General features: G+C 37.6%; 21 protein-coding genes and 1 tRNA gene. 11 read left to right on the forward strand and 11 right to left on the reverse strand.

All coding sequences use genetic code 11. The annotated features are described in order from the left end of the window. From H6G44_RS18650 to H6G44_RS18665, 4 genes are all read right to left on the reverse strand, one after another. Window positions 1-207, reverse strand: a 207-nt coding sequence (locus H6G44_RS18650) for a leucine-rich repeat domain-containing protein (RefSeq protein WP_190388039.1), incomplete at its 3' end; no start/stop codon positions are given. An 815-nt stretch (window positions 208-1,022) separates the two neighbouring features. Continuing rightward, entirely contained in the window at window positions 1,023-1,835 is an 813-nt protein-coding gene (locus H6G44_RS18655) for an inositol monophosphatase family protein (protein ID WP_190388055.1), read from the reverse strand. Between the two features lie 33 nt (window positions 1,836-1,868). Further along, window positions 1,869-2,420, reverse strand: coding sequence for a thermonuclease family protein (locus H6G44_RS18660; RefSeq protein ID WP_242031798.1), 552 nt, complete (start codon window positions 2,418-2,420; stop codon window positions 1,869-1,871). A gap of 48 nt (window positions 2,421-2,468) precedes the next feature. Further along, window positions 2,469-2,837, reverse strand: coding sequence for a 2Fe-2S iron-sulfur cluster-binding protein (locus H6G44_RS18665; RefSeq protein ID WP_190388040.1), 369 nt, complete (start codon window positions 2,835-2,837; stop codon window positions 2,469-2,471). A gap of 159 nt (window positions 2,838-2,996) precedes the next feature. Here H6G44_RS18665 and H6G44_RS18670 point away from each other — a divergent pair. Then, window positions 2,997-3,083: transfer RNA gene (locus tag H6G44_RS18670), tRNA-Ser, on the forward strand. A 24-nt stretch (window positions 3,084-3,107) separates the two neighbouring features. On the opposite strand, the gene H6G44_RS18675 is transcribed toward H6G44_RS18670, so the two are convergent. From H6G44_RS18675 to H6G44_RS18700, 6 genes are all read right to left on the reverse strand, one after another. Continuing rightward, window positions 3,108-5,153, reverse strand: a complete 2,046-nt coding sequence (locus H6G44_RS18675; RefSeq protein WP_190388041.1) for a ribonuclease catalytic domain-containing protein — start codon at window positions 5,151-5,153, stop codon at window positions 3,108-3,110. A gap of 287 nt (window positions 5,154-5,440) precedes the next feature. Next, window positions 5,441-5,656, reverse strand: a complete 216-nt coding sequence (rpsR, locus tag H6G44_RS18680; protein ID WP_190388042.1) for a 30S ribosomal protein S18 — start codon at window positions 5,654-5,656, stop codon at window positions 5,441-5,443. A gap of 2 nt (window positions 5,657-5,658) precedes the next feature. Then, a complete protein-coding gene (gene rpmG, locus H6G44_RS18685) occupies window positions 5,659-5,853 on the reverse strand; it encodes a 50S ribosomal protein L33 (RefSeq protein ID WP_010998585.1) in 195 nt (64 codons plus the stop codon). A gap of 46 nt (window positions 5,854-5,899) precedes the next feature. Beyond that, on the reverse strand, window positions 5,900-6,460 hold the full coding sequence (locus H6G44_RS18690; RefSeq protein WP_190388043.1) for an RDD family protein: 561 nt from the start codon (window positions 6,458-6,460) through the stop codon (window positions 5,900-5,902). 69 nt (window positions 6,461-6,529) lie between these two features. Next, complete coding sequence (locus tag H6G44_RS18695; protein ID WP_190388044.1) at window positions 6,530-6,814, reverse strand: hypothetical protein; 285 nt, start codon at window positions 6,812-6,814, stop codon at window positions 6,530-6,532. Then, complete coding sequence (locus H6G44_RS18700) at window positions 6,804-7,112, reverse strand: BrnT family toxin (RefSeq protein ID WP_313885316.1); 309 nt, start codon at window positions 7,110-7,112, stop codon at window positions 6,804-6,806. The genes H6G44_RS18695 and H6G44_RS18700 overlap by 11 nt, the downstream gene beginning before the upstream one ends. Window positions 7,113-7,207: 95 nt before the next feature. Here H6G44_RS18700 and H6G44_RS18705 point away from each other — a divergent pair, with 95 nt between their 5' ends. Both H6G44_RS18705 and H6G44_RS18710 read left to right on the forward strand, forming a co-directional pair. After that, entirely contained in the window at window positions 7,208-8,407 is a 1,200-nt protein-coding gene (locus H6G44_RS18705; RefSeq protein ID WP_190388045.1) for an AAA family ATPase, read from the forward strand. 23 nt (window positions 8,408-8,430) lie between these two features. Then, entirely contained in the window at window positions 8,431-9,192 is a 762-nt protein-coding gene (locus H6G44_RS18710; protein ID WP_313885315.1) for a DUF3226 domain-containing protein, read from the forward strand. Window positions 9,193-9,203: 11 nt separating this feature from the next. Here the strand turns inward: H6G44_RS18710 and H6G44_RS18715 are convergent, their stop codons facing one another. Then, window positions 9,204-10,421 (reverse strand): DUF4336 domain-containing protein, encoded by a 1,218-nt coding sequence (locus H6G44_RS18715; protein ID WP_190388047.1) that lies wholly within the window; start codon window positions 10,419-10,421, stop codon window positions 9,204-9,206. Window positions 10,422-10,940: 519 nt separating this feature from the next. Here H6G44_RS18715 and H6G44_RS18720 point away from each other — a divergent pair. The 8 genes from H6G44_RS18720 to H6G44_RS18755 all read left to right on the forward strand — a co-directional run bounded on the left by H6G44_RS18720 (window position 10,941) and on the right by H6G44_RS18755 (window position 18,812). Further along, on the forward strand, window positions 10,941-11,594 hold the full coding sequence (locus H6G44_RS18720) for a DUF3386 domain-containing protein (RefSeq protein ID WP_190388048.1): 654 nt from the start codon (window positions 10,941-10,943) through the stop codon (window positions 11,592-11,594). A gap of 87 nt (window positions 11,595-11,681) precedes the next feature. After that, entirely contained in the window at window positions 11,682-11,912 is a 231-nt protein-coding gene (locus H6G44_RS18725; RefSeq protein WP_190388049.1) for a NifU family protein, read from the forward strand. 102 nt (window positions 11,913-12,014) lie between these two features. Then, window positions 12,015-14,249 (forward strand): glycoside hydrolase, encoded by a 2,235-nt coding sequence (locus tag H6G44_RS18730; RefSeq protein WP_190388050.1) that lies wholly within the window; start codon window positions 12,015-12,017, stop codon window positions 14,247-14,249. Between the two features lie 253 nt (window positions 14,250-14,502). Further along, window positions 14,503-15,489: a porphobilinogen synthase gene (hemB, locus tag H6G44_RS18735; protein WP_190388051.1), complete on the forward strand. Its 987-nt coding sequence runs from the start codon at window positions 14,503-14,505 to the stop codon at window positions 15,487-15,489. A 200-nt stretch (window positions 15,490-15,689) separates the two neighbouring features. Continuing rightward, window positions 15,690-16,739, forward strand: coding sequence for a CobW family GTP-binding protein (locus H6G44_RS18740; RefSeq protein ID WP_190388052.1), 1,050 nt, complete (start codon window positions 15,690-15,692; stop codon window positions 16,737-16,739). A gap of 127 nt (window positions 16,740-16,866) precedes the next feature. Beyond that, window positions 16,867-17,514 (forward strand): GTP cyclohydrolase I FolE, encoded by a 648-nt coding sequence (gene folE / locus H6G44_RS18745; protein ID WP_190388053.1) that lies wholly within the window; start codon window positions 16,867-16,869, stop codon window positions 17,512-17,514. 153 nt (window positions 17,515-17,667) lie between these two features. After that, on the forward strand, window positions 17,668-18,042 hold the full coding sequence (gene hisI, locus H6G44_RS18750) for a phosphoribosyl-AMP cyclohydrolase (protein ID WP_051289716.1): 375 nt from the start codon (window positions 17,668-17,670) through the stop codon (window positions 18,040-18,042). Between the two features lie 20 nt (window positions 18,043-18,062). Beyond that, complete coding sequence (locus tag H6G44_RS18755) at window positions 18,063-18,812, forward strand: GTP-binding protein (protein WP_190388054.1); 750 nt, start codon at window positions 18,063-18,065, stop codon at window positions 18,810-18,812. Window positions 18,813-18,913: the final 101 nt, after the last annotated feature.

The following is an 18,913-nucleotide window of genomic DNA, read 5'->3' on the forward strand; positions in this document are numbered from 1 at the left end:
AATGTCGAGAAATTGGAGATTAGTAAGTTGTCCTATTTCCGGTGGTAAACTGCTGATTTGATTAAAAGAAATGTCGAGAGATTGGAGATTAGTAAGTTGGACTATTTCCGGTGGTAAACTGCTGATTTGATTATTACTAAGATCAAGTTCTGTTACTTCATCTTTTGCTGCTTGTTTAATTATTTGTATTAGTTCTGCTTCAGTCATTATCTGCTAATTCCATTTTTACATTGAGATAACATTAACGGCGTTGCTGAATTTAGAGTTTCTACCCTATAGAATTAGAGGGTATTTGAAAAGTCATAATTGATGTATCAAATATTTTTGACCCCACCCTAACCCTCCCCTTGCTAAGGGGAGGGAACTGGATTTTCTTGTTTCTCCCCTTTATAAAGAGAACTGGATTTTCTTGTTTCTCCCCTGTATAAAGAGAACTGGATTTTCTTGTTTCCCCCCTTTACAAGGGGGGACTAAGGGGGGTAAAATACAGGATACCAATAAATTGTCTAATATAAAGTCGGTTTTAAACAAAATTGGATGATTTATTCCTGAACAGAAATTACGACCAACTAGATAAACATTTTGTTGTTTCCCCCCTTTATAAAGAGAACTGGATTTTCTTGTTTCCCCCCTTTACAAGGGGGGACTAAGGGGGGTAAAATACGAGATACCAATAAATTGTCTAATATACAAAAGTCGGTTTTAAACAAAATTGGATGATTTATTCCTGAACAGAAATTACGACCAACTAGATAAACATTTTGTTGTTTCCCCCCTTTATAAAGAGAACTGGATTTTCTTGTTTCTCCCCTTCATAAAGAGAACTGGATTTTCTTGTTTCCCCCCTTTATAAAGAGGACTGGATTTTCTTGTTTCCCCCCTTTATAAAGAGGACTAGATTTTCTTGTTTCCCCCCTTTACAAGGGGGGACTAAGGGGGGTAAAATACGGGATACCAATAAATTGTCTAATATACAAAAGTCGGTTTTAAACAAAATTGGATGATTTATTCCTGAACAGAAATTACGTCCAACTAGCTAAACGGGGAACTTTTATTAATTCTTGACTGAGACTATCATGAAGACAACCATTAGTAGCTAAAATTCTCCCCGACTCAATTTTAATCGGACTCCCATCATAAGCAGTCACCTTTCCTCCCGCTTCCTCAACCAATATTATCCCAGCTACAACGTCCCAAGGCGCAATTCCCCTCTCCCAATAACCATCAACTCGGCCACAGGCCACATAGGCTAAATCCAAAGCCGCAGCCCCGTCACGTCTCACCCCTTGGGTAAGATGAGTAAGATGACAAAACTCCGCATAATTATTATCAAGCGTTTCCCGTCTATCATAAGCAAATCCACTAACCAACAGACTTTTACCTAACTCCGCTGTTTGGGAAACATGAATAGGACGACGATTACGGGTTGCACCTAAACCAGCAGCAGCCCGAAATAATTCATCATGAAAAGGATCATAAATTACCCCCACCTTGGGTACACCCTGAATCAATAAACCAATAGAAACAGCAAAACAGGGATATTGATGAGCGTAATTAGTTGTACCATCAAGAGGGTCAATAGCCCAGAGAAATTCATGATCTTGATTTCCCAGTTTTCCCGACTCTTCAGCTAAAATCGAATGTCCCGGAAAATGACGACGCAAGACTTCTAAAATTACCTCTTCAGAAGCTTTATCAGCAGCAGTAACTAAATCACCCGGACGGCCTTTTTCGGTAATTTCATTTTCTAATTTACCTAAATAATCTTGTAAAACTACACCTGCGGCCAGGGCCGCTTCCGTAGCAATATCTAGAAAAATTTGCATATTTGTCAGTTGTTAGTGGTCAGTGGTTAGTGGTTAGTGGATTTAATAGGAGAGCCGGCGAAATTCCCCAGGAGTCGTCCGCATAGGTTTATCAGGGTTCCAGATACCTTTCCCCATGATTCTCGCCCATTGTTGCGCTCTTTCCAAACGTCGGTTATATTTATTATTAGGCGATCGCTCTACAAATAAAGCATACCCCTGTTTAACTACTTCCTCATTTAACAACAGTTTATCTTTCCATACATAGGCTAAAGTTCGGTTAAATTTATCCTTAGTCTCTACGTCAAATTCCAGACTAACAGCTTGATTTGCGCCCCCTATTAAACCTTCTAATAACTGTTTAGCATCCTCACCCCAAGGAATTTGACGGAGATCTGGCGCGTCTAAGCCAATTAACCGCACAGAAGAAATTAAATTGGGTTGTGCTTCCATTCCCAATACCTGTAAACTTTGTCCACTCACAACCTGTGCCACCCTTATACTAGCGGGAGTTAAAGAAGAATAGTTTTGTCCTTGACAACCCACTAACAGTACAAAACTAACTAGTATAATTATTAGGCTCTTTGGCACAAAAACGCGAAGACAGACCACCATAGCAGCCATCCTCGCTATCAGATTTATTAACTTGAACACAAGAAAATCTTAGTCCTCATCTAAGGGTAAACCCGCTTTAACTTTTCCCTTCCCAAAAAACCGGCCAAATTGAAGTTCATAAACTTCATCTTCATCTTGTGTTTCCACTTCCAAATCAGAACGAGCATAACTTACACATAATAAAGCGTAACCTTGACGACGTAAATCAGGAGAAAGTCCAATAGCTTCCGGTTGGTGAATTTCTCCCGACAAAACTCTCACAGCGCAAGTTGTACAAGCCCCATTCCGACAAGAAAAGGGGAGTTCTGTCCCATTGTGTTCAGCCGTGTGTAAAATATAACGGTCTTCAGGAACTTCGAGAGTATGTAATGTACCAGTTTGGCGATTGTAAACTTTAATTGTGTGAGTTAGAACCATCTTGATTTTTAGATTTGCGGATTTGGGGTTTCAAACTTTATTATAGGAAAATAGACTGAAAACCCCCCACTTTCAGTCCAGGGAGTAGTCAAAAAAATTTCTTTTCTAAAATGCTTGCTTTTTTTTAAATTCCATTGTACTATAGCAAAGCGAGACCCTGGAGAGATGGCCGAGTGGTTGAAGGCGCAGACCTGGAAAGTCTGTTATGCAGAAATGTATACGAGGGTTCGAATCCCTCTCTCTCCGTTAACAATTTCGGCTTTTAACTAATTAAGCCTCCTGATACATAATTTCTTGGAAGTGAATCATATCTTTTTGAGGGTCAGCTAAACTAACTTTTACTAATAGATTTTCTCCCAAACTAACAGAACGTCGGAAAGACATAGGTAATTGTAAACCCAAATCTTCTAATAAAATTAGTGCTAAATTGCTATCTTCTCGTAACCACATTAACACTGTCACCTGCCAAATTTCCTCAGGATGACGACGTAAATATTCTAAAGCATAATATCTATTAGTTTGTCGTTCCACCATCGTTGCTTCCTGGGTAGCGCTGCTAACCGTCATCATCACTTCTTTAAGTTGTTCCGCAGAGAAAGGTAAACCTTCACCGCGTAAATGTGCTTTTAATTGGAAGTGAGTGAGTAAGTCACTATAACGACGAATAGGAGAAGTAGCTTGTGTATAAGTATCTAAACCCAATCCAGCATGACGCACAGGGGTAATACTCATTTCACTCTTAGGCATACAGCGACGCATTGCACAGGAACGAACAAAACCCGCTGGGAGTAGAAGTAGTTCTTCCTCTGGAGGTAATTCCGGTTGGGGTTGACCGCGAAAGGGAAGAGGGATATTATGGGTTTGACCATAACGGGCTGCGACCTCTCCTGCAAGGATCATCATTTCTGCGACTAATTGTCGGGACAAGGAATCATCTAAAACATCAATATTGATATCATCGTCTTTGACTTTGATCATCGCTTCTGGCATATTAATACTAATAGCCCCTTGACCATAGCGCCAGGTTCTACGTATTTTAGCCCAATTAGCGATCGCTTCAATTTCTGGTTCTGCTTGTACTCCCAACTCTAACATCTCATCAACATCTTGATAGGTGAGACGATAGGTAGGCTTAATTAAACCGGTATGTATACAATAATCTTCTACAGACCCAACTTCATCTAAAACCACCCCAAAGCTCAGAGCACAACAGACTTTCCCCTGTACCAAACTCATGGGACCTGTAGCTAACACCTCTGGAAACATGGGAATCATCCCCGTAGGTAAATACACCGTACTTCCCCGTTTTCTGGCTTCCAAATCTAATTCATCATCTGGGATTAATAATCTGGTAGGATCGGCTATATGTACCCATAACCGTTCTTTTCCATCTGGTAATATTTCCCAACTTAAACCATCATCTATTTCTGTCGTGCTTTCATCATCAATGGTATATACCTTGAGATGTGTGAGATCGAGACGGTTTGTGTCCAAATCTGTGGGAGGGAAATCCAAGCGTTCTTGCGCCACTTCTAATACCTGATGAGGAAATTGAACGGAAATTGACGAACGACGTAGGAACAGGTTTTCATGGGGACTCCACCAACCCAAATCTATCAACAATTGAAAAGCACCCTGGGGCGTAGCAGAACGTCCCAGCATATTCATTGTTTCTAATACTGGGGCTGAAGGTGGACAAGCACGAGCTAAAGAATCGTAATTCACCTTGAGCATGATCACATCTGCTAACAAAGTCGCATACTTTTCTAATACTTCTAAACGCTGGCGATCCATTCTTTGCCATTCTACGACTTGTCCCTGAAGTGCCTGTTCTACACGGGCTAAAAATTCCTGCTGTCCCTTTGCTTTTTGGGATTCTACTGAAATCTGGTGTTTGCGTTCTGCTACTTGTACCGCGCTGCGTGGTTCATAGGCCTCCCCTTTTTGCTTGAAATAGAGTTTATCTTCTGATAACAAACAATGGGCTGCATAACACTGGGGAGGTGTGGATTCTGAAAATAGGATACTTGCTAATTGACTGGGGGTGACAGTTTCCCCATCTTCAATGAGTAGTTCCCAAGCTATTTCCAGACTTGATGGGTCTAGATAAGGCTGGACTTGATTTAAAAACTCAGCAATTTCGCCCGGTTTATAGGTTTGTCCATTAACTGTGTAGGTAAATTGGCGAGGTGCGAGACTATGGGATTGACCCCTTTCGTCTACTATGAACCAACGAGCTTTACCGTCTGGACGATCTACCACTCCTAGACGGCGATCGCTTTGAACCCTAAATTCAACTAACGTCCCCTTATCCACAACTATCGCACTTTAATTTTAATATTTTGAGATTTTTAGACTGGAAATTTCGGATTAAATAACTGGTATTTAATCCTTTATTTAATAATTTGCTATGAGAAATGCTTTTACAGTTTTTAATTTTACCACCAAACTTAGTGATTGTACCATTTTTGATAATTAATTAAATGTTTTTGGCAATTTCCTAACATTAAACCTTAAATTTTAGATTTTGGACTCAAAGTAACTGGGCATATCCACTGCTACTTTTTTGGACAATCATCCAAAATCCAAAATCCAAAATATTTTTAACCTTCGGCGTTAATGAAGGGTAATAAAGCCACAATTCGGGCCCGTTTAATGGCTAGAGTCAGAGCGCGTTGTTGCTGACAGGTTAAACCAGTAATTCTCCTTGGTAGAATTTTACCACGTTCTGTGAGAAATTTACGCAACAAATCTACATCTTTATAATCAATGTGGTCTCCCGGCTTAATTGGAGAAAGGCGACGACGATAGTAACTCATTCTTACTTAATTTCCTTGTGAACTGTGTGTTTGTTGCAGTGGGTACAGAACTTTTTCAGTTCTAAGCGGTTGGTTGTGTTCCGACGGTTTTTAGTGCTGGTATAACGAGATACACCAGGGGAACGTTTATCAGGATTTGTCCGACACTCGGTGCATTCTAGTGTCACTATTATGCGTGCACCTTTGCTTTTAGCCATAATCTTACAAAATGTAAAGCCTGGAGATAATTAACACAAATGGTCATTATCTCATATTTCGGGGAAATTTTTCAACTAGCCGTTTAATTTTTATATCTAATGAATAACCACGCTGGGAGGAAATGATTATGGTCTGAAAAAAGCGGTCATGGAAGGTCTGACCCCTTTGAGTATCGGATAAAGCTGCTCCTCCGTCAATGATTAGGGGCAGTAGTAGGACGACAGCAGCGGGATTGAGGATGATATTCCCCAAGAAAATGGATAATAATAAGCTAGAAAAGCAAATAACTCCTTCTCGCAGCAATAATGTCTGAAATTGGGGGATTCTGTTAACTATTTCCCCGTTTGCGACTTCTAGGATTTTTAAATCAAATGCCCAGCGCCCTAAACTTTGTCCATGATTATTGTAAACTATGACTACGCGGAAAATTAACCAAGCAAAAATAAAAACAAAGATTTGGGTAAATTGAATCCCGATTTGATTGCTTCTGACGATAGAACTGAGAAACCATACAGTTAAGAAGTCAACAGCTAAGGCCATACCCCGACGGGTAATGTCTCCTTTTGGGTAGTGTCTTTGTCTTTGATTTGCTTTAACAAGAGTCATAGCCTTTACCTCGCTGGTGGTACAGGTAACGTATCATCGAATAGATCATACAAAATAAATAGTTGATATTTAACCATTAACGATTTCCGTTAGGGCTTCATGAATAACATCATCACTCACACCATGTCGTTTTAAACTAGCAATTAAAGCATTAACTGTATTATTTTCTAACTTTTCTAAATCTGCTCTCATTCCCTGTCCAATATATGCTCGAATCAAGGGTTGATAACCAGAAAAACCAAGTATTGGTGCAAGTTGTTTCAATTCTTCTACTACATCTTCTGGCATTCTGAGAGTAACCGTAATCATGGGGCGATTTTTGTCTAAGCGTTGTTTTAATGTTTCAATTTTCATAATATTCTCGCTCCTTACGTGTGGCTTGACGGGCTGAAATAATTCTGATTACATCATCTTCAAATTCAATATGGACTACAAATAAAAGATTCCAACGGGTATCTAAACCAATGATGGCATCTCTGGCTTCATCATTGCGACTAGCATCTACTATTTTGATGAATGAATCAAAAAATGCCTCTGCTGCTTGTTGAAAGGTTATGCCATTATGTTTACTGGGGTTATTTCGACTTTTTTCCTCGTTCCAGACGAAGGTAATACCATTTAAAATAAAGTAGACATCTATAAAATAAATGATAGTTTATTGTATTTACATTGTCAATATGGTATGTTATATATTGACAACTTTCAGAAAAATAATCTATGGTATACAGCTTGAGCTAAAATAAGTCTATGAACAATTTAGAAAACGTTACAATTCATCAATTTAGAGGACTTCGAGATTTAGAACTAAAGGATCTCGGACGTATTAACCTGCTTGTTGGTATTAACAACTCAGGAAAAACCAGTGTTCTAGAAGCATTATCTGTCTACTGTCATCCATTAGATATTAAAGTATGGCTTAGTACAGCACGTCAACGAGAGCAGGATATGAGAGTGTATCGCACTCGGACACTTCATGCACTAAGGTGGTTATTTACGCATAAATCTGTGTCAATTCTAGAACCTGATAAACCTATTATTCTTATTTCTAGCACTGGTTTATTTTCTGTAAAGAAGTTAATGGCAAGCTATGAAGAAATGGAGGAAATATGGTTATCTGCGGAAAGCAATATCAGAAATCTTAGCAACGAAGAAGAAATTGAAAATGATAATGAGCAGGAAATTGAAAATGAAGATACACCAAGAGTTAGGAAAGGAATTAAGCTAAAAATAGGGGTATTTACAGATGATGGTTATCAGTTAAGTTTACTTGGTGAACCATCTGATTTGATTACAGATTTTTTGCTATGGGAGGATGAACGTTTTTATAGATTATCTGGAAAAAGAGAAACCAGTCTAAAAACATCTGTAGTAACACCATCATCTCATCGTTCAGAAGTTGGTCAATTTCGCTTACTTAATGAAGCAACACATCAATATTTTAAGGCAGATGTGGTGAAATTATTACAACAGATGGATAACAATATTTCCGATATATTATTTTTGTTACCTCCAGATATAGAAATGTTGTTACCTTCAGAATCTATAAATTCTCGATTCAATATATATATTCAACATGAAAAACTAGGACTTGCACCAGTCAGCACCTTTGGTGATGGTATTCGTCGCTTATTACATATAGCTCTTAAACTAGCCAGCGTCAAAGGTGGTATTCTTTTAATTGATGAATTAGAGTCAACAATTCATACAGAAGCACTACAAAATTCTTTTCGATGGTTAGTTAAATGGTGTACAGAAATGGATGTTCAACTATTTGCAACTACCCATAGTCTGGAGGCTGTTGATGCTTTATTAGAAGTGACTGAATCAGATTCAGATTTAGTGCTTTATCGCTTAGAACCAAAGGAAGGAAAAACAAAAGTAGTTAGACATGATGGACATAGATTAAGACGTTTAAGAGAAGAATTAGGTCAGGAGGTGCGTTGGTGAGTCGGAAATATGTTTTAATTGGTGTGGAGGGTCACCATGATCAGGCTTTTGTATCTAGGATATTGTGTAAATTATTAGGCTTTTCTAAATTTGATGGGAAGATGTCAGAACTAGATAATTTTTGGCGAAAATTTATCCCTAATTATCCTAAAGGTGGAAAATTATATGATAGGCTTGATATGCCTCAGATATTAGATAATGAAAATTTCTCAATAGCTATATATGTAGGTAATGGAGATGAGTTAATTAAGAATTTAAAAGCTAAATTATCTGATATTGATATTTCAACTTTTTTCGCTTTTGCAATAGTAGCTGATACTGATAACAATACACCTGACAAAGTGGTAAAAGAGTATCATAAAGATTTTAAAGAATATTTTCCTCATTTTCCAACTGAAGTTACTCAAAGTGGTAATGTTACAGAAGGTTCACCAGAATTAGAAACAAAAGCAGGAATTTATATATTACCAGATAATTCTCAACTAGGAGTTTTAGATACTTTAATTTGTGATTGTGGAGATTTAGTTTATCCTGAATATATGCAAAGAGCAAAGGAATATATAGATAAATTTTCTCAGGAAGAGAGGAAGAAAAAGTTAGAGTGGAAACCTTTTGATCAACAAAAAGCTATAATTGCCACAGTGGCCAGTGTTCTTCAACCAGGTATGACAAATACGGTAACTATTAAATGTGATGATTGGATTAGTATTGAGACAGCGGAAATTCCAGCTATTAAAAATTTCGCTGAGTTTTTAAGAAATTTGTTAAATTTAAAAACTGAATAATACCCTAAATTCTACACCCTTTCCCGCGCAGGTGGCACAATACCAAACTTATTCAACCCCGCGTCAATATTTCTCAACAATTTAAAATCACCCTCCGGTAAAAGATAACTATTACTACTAACAAAACCCCCAACGGGCTGCTTTTCCAAAAACGCAAATGCTTGACGAAATTGTTGCGGTTCTGCCTTAATTGGGGCATCAAAATGACAGGGAATAATCCATTGAAAATCCCATTTTGCAACTTTATCAGCCCAATTTATAGTTTCCTGGGGGGCGCGATTTAAAATCAAACTTTGTAAAATTGGCGCAACAAATATCCGCCCATTTCCTCGTAAAATATCAAAAGAATCTTGCCAATTTTCCCGCCATTGAAATGGGAAAAAGCCAAAATAGGCTTTTCTCGAACGTTCTGGGGCTTTTTTGGCATCCCGCCATACTTGACTCCATGTCGGTACTTCTAATACACTGGGGCTAAAATACAAGGCAAATAATGTTACCCGCTGCCACCCTTTGAGGCGATTAGCTGGGGTATCTGTAATCATGTCAAAAGCTTGATCCTTGGCGTGGTATAATAAGGGATAGGGGTCAAGTTGGACAATTGCTGGTGGTTCTGCTGGTACTGAAACTATGGTATCTGTAATTAGAACCGTGTGTGATCGCTTGTGGAAAAAAGCCACCTCTGCAAACTTACCCAAACCTAAATCAATCGGTCCGAGGATTGCATAATCAAAATCCTCAGCAAAAGGGGCTTCCTGGCTATTTTCAGGCAATATCCGAGTACGTTTACCAGGTAAACCCAACCAACTCAAAGGCAGATTAATGGGAAAACTCCATTGTCCGGGTGCAACAAATACCTGTGCAGTGGGAAAGCGTCGCGCAAAGGGACCAACAAATACTTTATGTTCTATTCCTGATATCGTCGGCAAAATAATATACTTAATATTACCGTGTTTGCTTATCAATTCATTTAATAATCGGATACATTCACCAGTGGGTGCAACAGGTGCATAAACCAGCAACCCTCCTTTTTCCAGCTTAACTACAGTCATGCGAATTGGCACAACTACATAGAAAATCCCCTGTAATTGGTCAAAGATCCAGATGGTATCTTTAATAACTTCTTTACAAATAGTACGCCGTTCACCATAAGGATAAATTGGCACAACAGGCCAAAACCGCCATAAAAAGTCCTGGGGATGAATTTGTTCTATGTCTTCACTTGTAAGCACTCTGTGAACCTCCCCCAATTCCCAATACTTGTAATTTATATCCTAGAATTTGGAGTTTAGCAAATTCAGGGGATTATTTGAACATTTTATTCAGATAGAAATAAAATATTTTCTACTTACGTCTAATCACTAAGTTATTTTAACAATAAGTTTTACTCAAAAAGTTTCTAACTGTGTTTGGTTTCGCTATTGCTCTACTAAGACACATTTTGATAATTAATAATCAACATTCACTGTATTTGAAGCAGAGGTTCAAACTCCCATATATTTGAATATTATGGTATTATGGTAGAATATTGAATAGAGGCAAATTATCAATCCCAATCATCTTTACCTCCCGCTCTTATTTGTCACAAATTCTTGGAAATTTACTTGACGTTCTTTTTAATTTATGCTATACTGAAGCTAGACCCAATCAATATATCCCATTCCACGTAAAAACACAAATATATTTTTGTATAATTTAAAAAGTAGCAACTTTGCATTAAACTATTAGAAAAATGCAGTCAAAGTGGTGATATGGCAATTCAGTCAACAGCAGAAAGTTTATTTCAAATTGCTTATGAACGTCGTTACACTTGGGATGAGAATTTTCCTGGTTATTCTGCCTATGTGCAACTGCTACAGGAAGGTGAGATATATACGGGTAAAATTCAGATTGACCCAAGACTGAATATCCGAGTTACAGAAGTCGCAGATAAAGAAATAGCAGCAGGAATTGATATTCAGTTACAGGAAGTAGTTACCCGCTGTCAAAAAACCAGTTTTCTAGATTCTTATGGTCAACATGAGTTTATTTTAGGTGAAACGGGAGAAAATGATGGTGTAACTGTTTTTGTCAAGAGTGATAACACTGGTATTCACTATCAAATACGTAATCAAACAATACATCAAGAAGTTCGGTTTATGGGTCGTATGTCCCTAGAGATGAATTATGATGATTTTCTAGATACAGAATCCAGTTATCTTCCGCTTATATATCATGTGGTTTTTCGTAATTCGCAAACAGGAGACGTTGATAGCATTCTCAAGTTTACGGATACATATCAAAAGTTTGGTGATTATTACATTTTGACAAGTCAGGTAGTAGCGGAGTATGTAGACGGGAAAATAGAAACTCCTCCGTCAATTACTGAGTTTATTTATTCTCAGATTCAGTTAAGTAACAACTGAGAACGGACAACTGACAATTATCAGCCTAAACTAGATTATTAGCAATGTAGACAATCACCAATTTATTAAAGAAGCAGGACAGAAACAATGGAATTGACGCTAGAAAATGTAGAAACTGTATTAGATGAAATGCGCCCCTATCTCATTTCTGATGGTGGTAATGTGGAAATTGTCGAATTAGATGGACCAATTGTTAAACTTCGGTTACAGGGTGCTTGTGGTTCTTGTCCTAGTTCGACTATGACTTTGAGAATGGGTATTGAACGTCGTCTTAAGGAAATGATTCCTGAGATATCTGAAGTAGAACAAGTTATCTAAATTGCTGGTAATGGGTAATGGGTAATGGGTAATTGGTAAGATATCCCTGTTCCCTGTTCCCTGTTCCCTGTTCCCTGTTCCCTATTCCCTATTTTTGACACTATGTCTCATCCTTTACACGTTGCATTTATCTGGCATCAACATCAACCATTGTACAAGTCTCCTGAAAATGGCAGTTCTCTGGTTACTAGTCAACAGTATCGCTTGCCTTGGGTACGTTTACATGGAACTAAGGATTATTTAGATTTAGTATTATTGTTAGAAAAGTATCCTAAATTACATCAAACAGTAAATTTAGTACCTTCCTTGATATTACAACTGGAAGATTATGTTGCGGGTACGGCTTTTGACCCCTATTTAACTGCTAGTTTGACTGCTGTAGAACAGTTAACCCGTGAACAAAAAGAGTTTATTATTCAACATTTCTTTGATGCTAATCATCATACATTAATTGATCCCCATCCTCGTTATGCCGAGTTATATTACCAAAGACAGGAACAAGGACAAAGTTGGTGTTTAGCAAATTGGCAATTATCAGATTATGGTGATTTATTAGCTTGGCATAATTTGGCTTGGATTGATCCTTTATTTTGGCATGACCCGGAAATTGCTGCTTGGTTAGAACAGGGACGTAATTTTAGTTTAGGCGATCGCCAGCGCATTTATTCCAAACAGCGGCAAATTCTTAGTCAAATTATTCCCCAACATCGGAAAATGCAGAAAAGTGGACAACTAGAAGTTACCACGACTCCCTATACTCACCCGATTTTACCGTTATTAGCTGATACTAACGCTGGACGGGTAGCAGTACCGCAGATGACATTACCTAAACAGCGATTTCAGTGGGTAGAAGATATTCCTCGACATTTACAAAAATCCTGGGATTTATATATAGATAGGTTTGGACAAGATCCTAGAGGTTTGTGGCCTTCGGAACAATCCGTTAGTCCAGAAATTTTACCGTATATTATTAAACAAGGTTTTCAATGGATTTGTTCAGATGAAGCGGTTTTAGGCTGGTCATTAAAACACTTTTTTCATCGAGACGCTGTGGGAAATGTGCAAGAACCAAAACTGCTTTATCGTCCCTATCGTCTGCAAACTTCCGCTGGGGATGTGTCTATAGTTTTCCGTGATCATAGACTATCAGATTTAATTGGTTTTACATATAGCACTATGCCAGCTAAGAAAGCAGCAGCGGATTTAGTTGGGCATTTGCAAGCGATCGCTAAACAACAAAAAGAAAGTGATGATGATCAACCATGGTTAGTTACAATTGCCCTAGATGGGGAAAATTGTTGGGAATTTTATCCTCACGACGGGAAAGACTTCCTAGAAACATTATATGAAAGTTTGAGTAACCAGTCCAATATCAAACTTGTCACCGTTTCCGAATTTATTGACCAATTCCCCCCCACCACAACTATTCCCAGTGAACAACTCCATAGTGGTTCTTGGGTAGATGGCAATTTTACCACATGGATAGGAGACCCAGTTAAAAACCGCGCTTGGGACTATCTCACCGCAGCTAGACAAGTTTTAGCAAATCATCCCGAAGCTACGGAAGAAAATAACCCCGCCGCATGGGAGGCTTTATATGCTGCTGAAGGTTCAGATTGGTTTTGGTGGTTTGGAGAAGGCCATTCTTCTAATCAAGATGCTATTTTTGACCAGTTATTTCGGGAACATCTGCACGGTATTTACACAGCTTTAAATGAACCTGTTCCACCGTATTTGCACAGTCCCCTAGAAATCCATGAAGCCCGTTCTGAACACAAACCAGAGGGATTTATCCATCCTATCATAGATGGTAAAGGTGATGAGCAAGACTGGGATAAAGCCGGACGTATAGAAGTGGGTGGTGCTAGGGGAACAATGCACAACAGTAGCACTATCCAGCGTCTTTGGTATGGTGTAGACCATTTAAACTTTTACGTGCGGGTAGATTTTAAAACTGGCGCTGTTCCTGGTCAGGATATACCACCAGATTTACACCTATTTTGGTATTATCCTGATCGGACAATGGTGAATAGTTCTATACCTCTAGCTGAAGTACCAGATACAGCACCCTTGAATTATCTATTTCATCATCATTTAGAAGTGAATTTACTGAGTCAGTCTGTGCAATTTCGAGCAGCAGGAGACAATTATTTATGGTATCCCCGTGCTACCCGTGCTCAGGTTGCTTTAGATTCTTGTCTAGAAATAGCAATACCTTGGGCTGATTTGCAAGTTCCTCCAGATTATCCTCTACGGTTGATTTTGGTGTTATCTGATGATGGTTGTTTTTCTGGTTATGTGCCGGAAAATGGTTTGATTCCTATTGATGTTCCTTAGTGGTAATTCCCGATAAAAATCGGGAATTCTGGTTTTTGTTTCACGCAGATTCCCTCCAGACAGGGAGGAAAATTACAGCAGTTTCCGATATTATGAAGTACAGATATTAATGATAAAACTCTTGTGGTGCGGGCATCTTGCCCGCACAAAGTGTACCTCACTCAAAGCTACTTGCTGTAAAATCAAATTAATTGGTGGTGGGGATTTGAACGGGATGATTTATAATAATGATTATCATTTTGGTTAATATTCTATGTCGTCTCAAAGCTTGCTTAAACGTCCCCGCCGTCTGCGTCGTACTGAAACTCTACGGAGAATGGTACGGGAAACAATTTTAACGGTGGATGATCTGATCTATCCCGTGTTTGTCATGGAGGGGGAAGGGGAAAAGGTAGAGATATCTTCTATGCCCGGTTGTTATCGTTTTTCTCTGGATTTACTCCTGAAAGAAATTACCGAAGTGTCACAATTGGGAATTAATGCTGTAGCAATTTTCCCGGTAATTCCAGAAAAAGACAAAGATGAAACAGGTTCGGAAAGTTACAACCAGCAGGGATTGGTACAGGAAACTGTTAAAGCTATTAAAAAGCTAGTCCCGGAAATAATTGTAATTACGGATGTCGCTCTTGACCCTTTTACTACCCATGGTCATGATGGTTTAGCGGATGAAAATGGAATTATTCTCAATGACCCCACTATAGAAGTTTTGGTGAAAATGGCACTTTCCCAGGCAGAAGCGGGAACTGATTTTGTTGCCCCTTCTGATATGATGGATGGCAGAATTGGGGCAATTCGTCAAGCTTTAGACGCTGAAGGTTATATCAATGTAGGGATTTTGGCATACTCCGCAAAATATGCCTCTGCCTATTATGGACCATTTCGAGATGCTTTAGATTCCGCGCCCAAATTTGGCGATAAAAAAACCTATCAAATGGACGCAGCTAACGCGAAAGAAGCTTTAAAGGAAATTGAATTGGATATTGCTGAAGGTGCAGACATCATTATGGTCAAACCCGCATTAGCCTATCTAGATATAATCTGTCAGGTAAAAGCAGCTACAAATTTACCAGTTGCAGCTTATAACGTGAGTGGTGAATACGCAATGATTAAAGCGGCTGCTCAAAAGGGTTGGGTTGATGAGAAAAAGGTGATTTTAGAGACTTTAACCAGTATGAAGCGGGCTGGTGCTGATTTAATTTTAACTTATTTTGCCAAAGAAGTGGCTTTGATGTTGAGTTAAGGTTCTGTTCAGGAAGTGGCAAAGATTTTTTGGCAAATAAATGACAAAATCATTTACATTCGGACTTTTTTTGTGTTAACTTGATAACGGTTATCATTTTTGTTAGCTATGGTCAGTTTATTCAGTATGACAAGGAAAAACTTGTCTTAAAAATTCACTTTTACCGTACTTTTTTTGTCAAGTAAAACCCAGATTTTCAGATGAATACAATCAGTTTAAACGCAAAAAATGCAATTCCTGAAATACCCAAACGCGGAATGCCAATAACTATAATTACAGGGTTTTTAGGAAGTGGTAAAACTACGCTTTTAAATCAGATTCTTCAAAACAAACAAGATTTAAAAGTCGCTGTCCTCGTCAATGAGTTTGGTGATATTAACATTGATAGTCAATTACTAATTTCTGTAGATGAAGCTATGATGGAACTTAGTAATGGCTGTATATGTTGTACAATTAATGATGGTTTAGTTGATGCAGTTTATCGAGTTCTAGAAAGAGAAGATCCCATTGATTATCTAGTTATTGAAACTACAGGTGTTGCTGATCCTTTACCAATCATTTTAACTTTTCTGGGAACAGAATTGAGGGATTTAACTAACCTAGATTCAATTATTACAGTGGTAGATGCTGAAGCCTTCGATGAAAAACATTTCGATAGCGAAGCAGCTTTAAGACAGATTACCTATGGAGATATTATTCTCCTCAATAAAATAGACCTTGTGAAGCCAGAAAAAATACAAGAATTAGAAAATTTTATCCATGATGTCAAAAGCGGAGCGAAAATTTTACATACTCAATATGGTGAAGTTGCTTTACCATTGATTTTAGATGTGAGTTTAACACCAATACATAAGTATATTGTCACTGATGATGAAGATCGTCATAACCATGACCATAAACATGAACATGACCATAAACATGAACATGACCATAAACATGAACATCATCATCACTCCGATCATTTAGATAATGATGGGTTTGTTTCAATTTCTTTCCAAAGTAATAAACCATTTGATGTCCATAAATTTGAGCATTTTTTGACTGAAGAAATACCGAAAAATGTATTTCGTGCTAAGGGAATTTTATGGTTTAGTGATAGTGGCTTGCGTCATATCTTTCAACTCAGTGGACCTCGTTACACTTTGCACGCTGACGAATGGCCTAATCAACCTAAAAATCAGGTAGTTTTTATTGGTAGAAAATTGGAGGCTAGTGAGATTCATGCAAAACTTAACGAATGTTTGTTATAGTTAGTTTAAAAGTCGTCATTAATTCTCAAACTCATCAAATCAAATTTAGTTAATAGCTATTTATAAATATAGTTTATAAATGAAACTATTAACTTTGCTCATAAATCATCCCCATTAACCTAAAAAAATGACTTTATCTATTCGTCCAGAGCTAAATTCTACTGCTGACATTTCATCCTTATATCGGCAAGAATTACCAACTGTAACAGAAGCTGATATGAGACAAGCTGTACGCACTTTGTTGATTGGATTGGGAGAAAATCCTGACAGAGAAGGGTTAAAAGATACTCCCAAAAGAGTTGTTAAAGCTTTAAAGTTTCTGACGAATGGATATCATCAATCTTTGGATGAACTATTAAATGGAGCAGTTTTCACCGAAGATGCTAATGAAATGGTTTTAGTCCGGGATATTGATCTTTTTAGCTCCTGTGAACACCACATATTACCGATTATTGGTCGCGCTCATGTCGCTTATATTCCTAATGGTAAAGTCATTGGTTTATCAAAAATTGCTCGCATTTGTGAAATGTATGCTCGACGTTTACAAGTACAAGAACGGTTGACTTTACAAATTGCTGATGCAGTGCAAGGTTTACTCAAACCTAAAGGGGTTGCAGTGGTCATTGAAGCAACTCATATGTGTATGGTAATGAGAGGAGTGCAAAAACCAGGTTCTTGGACTGTTACCAGCGCCATGCGTGGTGTGTTTTCTGAAGACATATCTACTCGTGAAGAATTTATGAATTTGATTCGACACAATCCTAACTTTTACTAAAGGCCTTTTTTGAGATAAATTTGGTTGGTATTATGTAGAGATAAGATATATCTGTCTCTACATTATGAATTATCAATCCTGAATTTATTAGAGGTAAAAAGAAAAATATTTGACCGCAGATAAACGCAGATAAACGCAAATGATCAGAGATAAATGATTAAGATAAAATTCGATTTAGCAAATACTACTGAAATGATTGAAAATTTGAAATTTAATGAGCAGGGTTTAATTCCGGCCATAGCTCAAGATTACTATGATGGTACTGTTTTAATGATGGCTTGGATGAATGCAGAATCAATTGTCAAAACCCTAGCTACTGGTGAAGTTCATTATTGGAGTCGTTCTCGTTCCCAATTATGGCATAAAGGAGCAACGTCTGGACATATTCAAAAGCTAAAGGAGCTTTTTTATGATTGTGATGGTGATACAATTCTTGTTAAGATTGACCAAGTTGGTGATCAAGCCTGTCATACTGGAGCAAGAAGTTGTTTTTTTAATTCTGTGGAAATTTTGTCAACCTATACATAATTTTTATTATTAGTTTACCCATGAATACGCCAATGATTACTGTTGTGGCTGGATTATTTGGATCTGGCAAAACTACCTGGATTTGTCAAGAGATTCGAGAGCTTATATCTAATGAAAAAGTAATTTATTTTAGTCTGGGAACGGGTAATATTCCCATTGATAAAACTAAAATGGCTACTGATTTTCCTGATTTAAAAATATTTAGTGATGGTCAAGAAATTGAATTTATTGATCATATCCCTACCGCAGATAGTGTTTATATTGAATTAGGTTCTTATCTAGAGTTAAAGGCTATATCAAAAATATTAGGTAATTTAAATTACCGCACCGTGGCAATTATCCCTCCCGATTTGAAAAACTCTGAATATGATCATTGGACAAAGGAAATTATATATGGTGCGCCAGTTCCAAGTATAATTATAGAAAATCTATGGCGAGTAGAAACTACAGGTCAGGTTATAGATGAAAATAGTTTAGAGGAATTTTGGTATGAAATAACTCATGGTGCTTATGGTATTGTTACTCGCGCTAAGGCAATTTTTGATGTTAATGACGGACGTTCTCTTTACTGTGATTTTGTTTCTGGTGTTCCCCAAATAGACTTTTTAGAATTAGATTTACCACGACATTTACAAGGAAGACCTCAACGATTTAGTGGGATAGAAATAGTAGGAAAAAATCTAGCTGAAACAGCCTTAAAAGAAACATTATTAGATTGCTTTTTATCTGAATCATTAATTTTTCAATATCAACAACAGCAGAAGTGTTGAATGTTAAGAAAAGCCTGATAAAAATAGCCAAAAATATGTTAAATTTTGGGCGAAGGATTAAAATATTTTGATTAACCATGATCATAAACTCATTTCCCAAG

Source organism: Aphanizomenon flos-aquae FACHB-1287, assembly GCF_014698755.1.
GTDB lineage: Bacteria > Cyanobacteriota > Cyanobacteriia > Cyanobacteriales > Nostocaceae > Dolichospermum > Dolichospermum flosaquae.

What these genes read in the sequence shown, in the direction of transcription:
- H6G44_RS18660 (WP_242031798.1), bottom strand. Translation starts at nt 2,420, where the DNA reads ATGGTGGTCTGTCTTCGCGTTTTTGTGCCAAAGAGCCTAATAATTATA.
- H6G44_RS18665 (WP_190388040.1), bottom strand. Translation starts at nt 2,837, where the DNA reads ATGGTTCTAACTCACACAATTAAAGTTTACAATCGCCAAACTGGTACA.
- rpsR (WP_190388042.1), bottom strand. Translation starts at nt 5,656, where the DNA reads ATGAGTTACTATCGTCGTCGCCTTTCTCCAATTAAGCCGGGAGACCAC.
- rpmG (WP_010998585.1), bottom strand. Translation starts at nt 5,853, where the DNA reads ATGGCTAAAAGCAAAGGTGCACGCATAATAGTGACACTAGAATGCACC.
- H6G44_RS18690 (WP_190388043.1), bottom strand. Translation starts at nt 6,460, where the DNA reads ATGACTCTTGTTAAAGCAAATCAAAGACAAAGACACTACCCAAAAGGA.
- H6G44_RS18695 (WP_190388044.1), bottom strand. Translation starts at nt 6,814, where the DNA reads ATGAAAATTGAAACATTAAAACAACGCTTAGACAAAAATCGCCCCATG.
- H6G44_RS18705 (WP_190388045.1), top strand. Translation starts at nt 7,208, where the DNA reads ATGAACAATTTAGAAAACGTTACAATTCATCAATTTAGAGGACTTCGA.
- H6G44_RS18720 (WP_190388048.1), top strand. Translation starts at nt 10,941, where the DNA reads ATGGCAATTCAGTCAACAGCAGAAAGTTTATTTCAAATTGCTTATGAA.
- H6G44_RS18725 (WP_190388049.1), top strand. Translation starts at nt 11,682, where the DNA reads ATGGAATTGACGCTAGAAAATGTAGAAACTGTATTAGATGAAATGCGC.
- H6G44_RS18730 (WP_190388050.1), top strand. Translation starts at nt 12,015, where the DNA reads ATGTCTCATCCTTTACACGTTGCATTTATCTGGCATCAACATCAACCA.
- hemB (WP_190388051.1), top strand. Translation starts at nt 14,503, where the DNA reads ATGTCGTCTCAAAGCTTGCTTAAACGTCCCCGCCGTCTGCGTCGTACT.
- H6G44_RS18740 (WP_190388052.1), top strand. Translation starts at nt 15,690, where the DNA reads ATGAATACAATCAGTTTAAACGCAAAAAATGCAATTCCTGAAATACCC.
- folE (WP_190388053.1), top strand. Translation starts at nt 16,867, where the DNA reads ATGACTTTATCTATTCGTCCAGAGCTAAATTCTACTGCTGACATTTCA.
- hisI (WP_051289716.1), top strand. Translation starts at nt 17,668, where the DNA reads ATGATTAAGATAAAATTCGATTTAGCAAATACTACTGAAATGATTGAA.
- H6G44_RS18755 (WP_190388054.1), top strand. Translation starts at nt 18,063, where the DNA reads ATGAATACGCCAATGATTACTGTTGTGGCTGGATTATTTGGATCTGGC.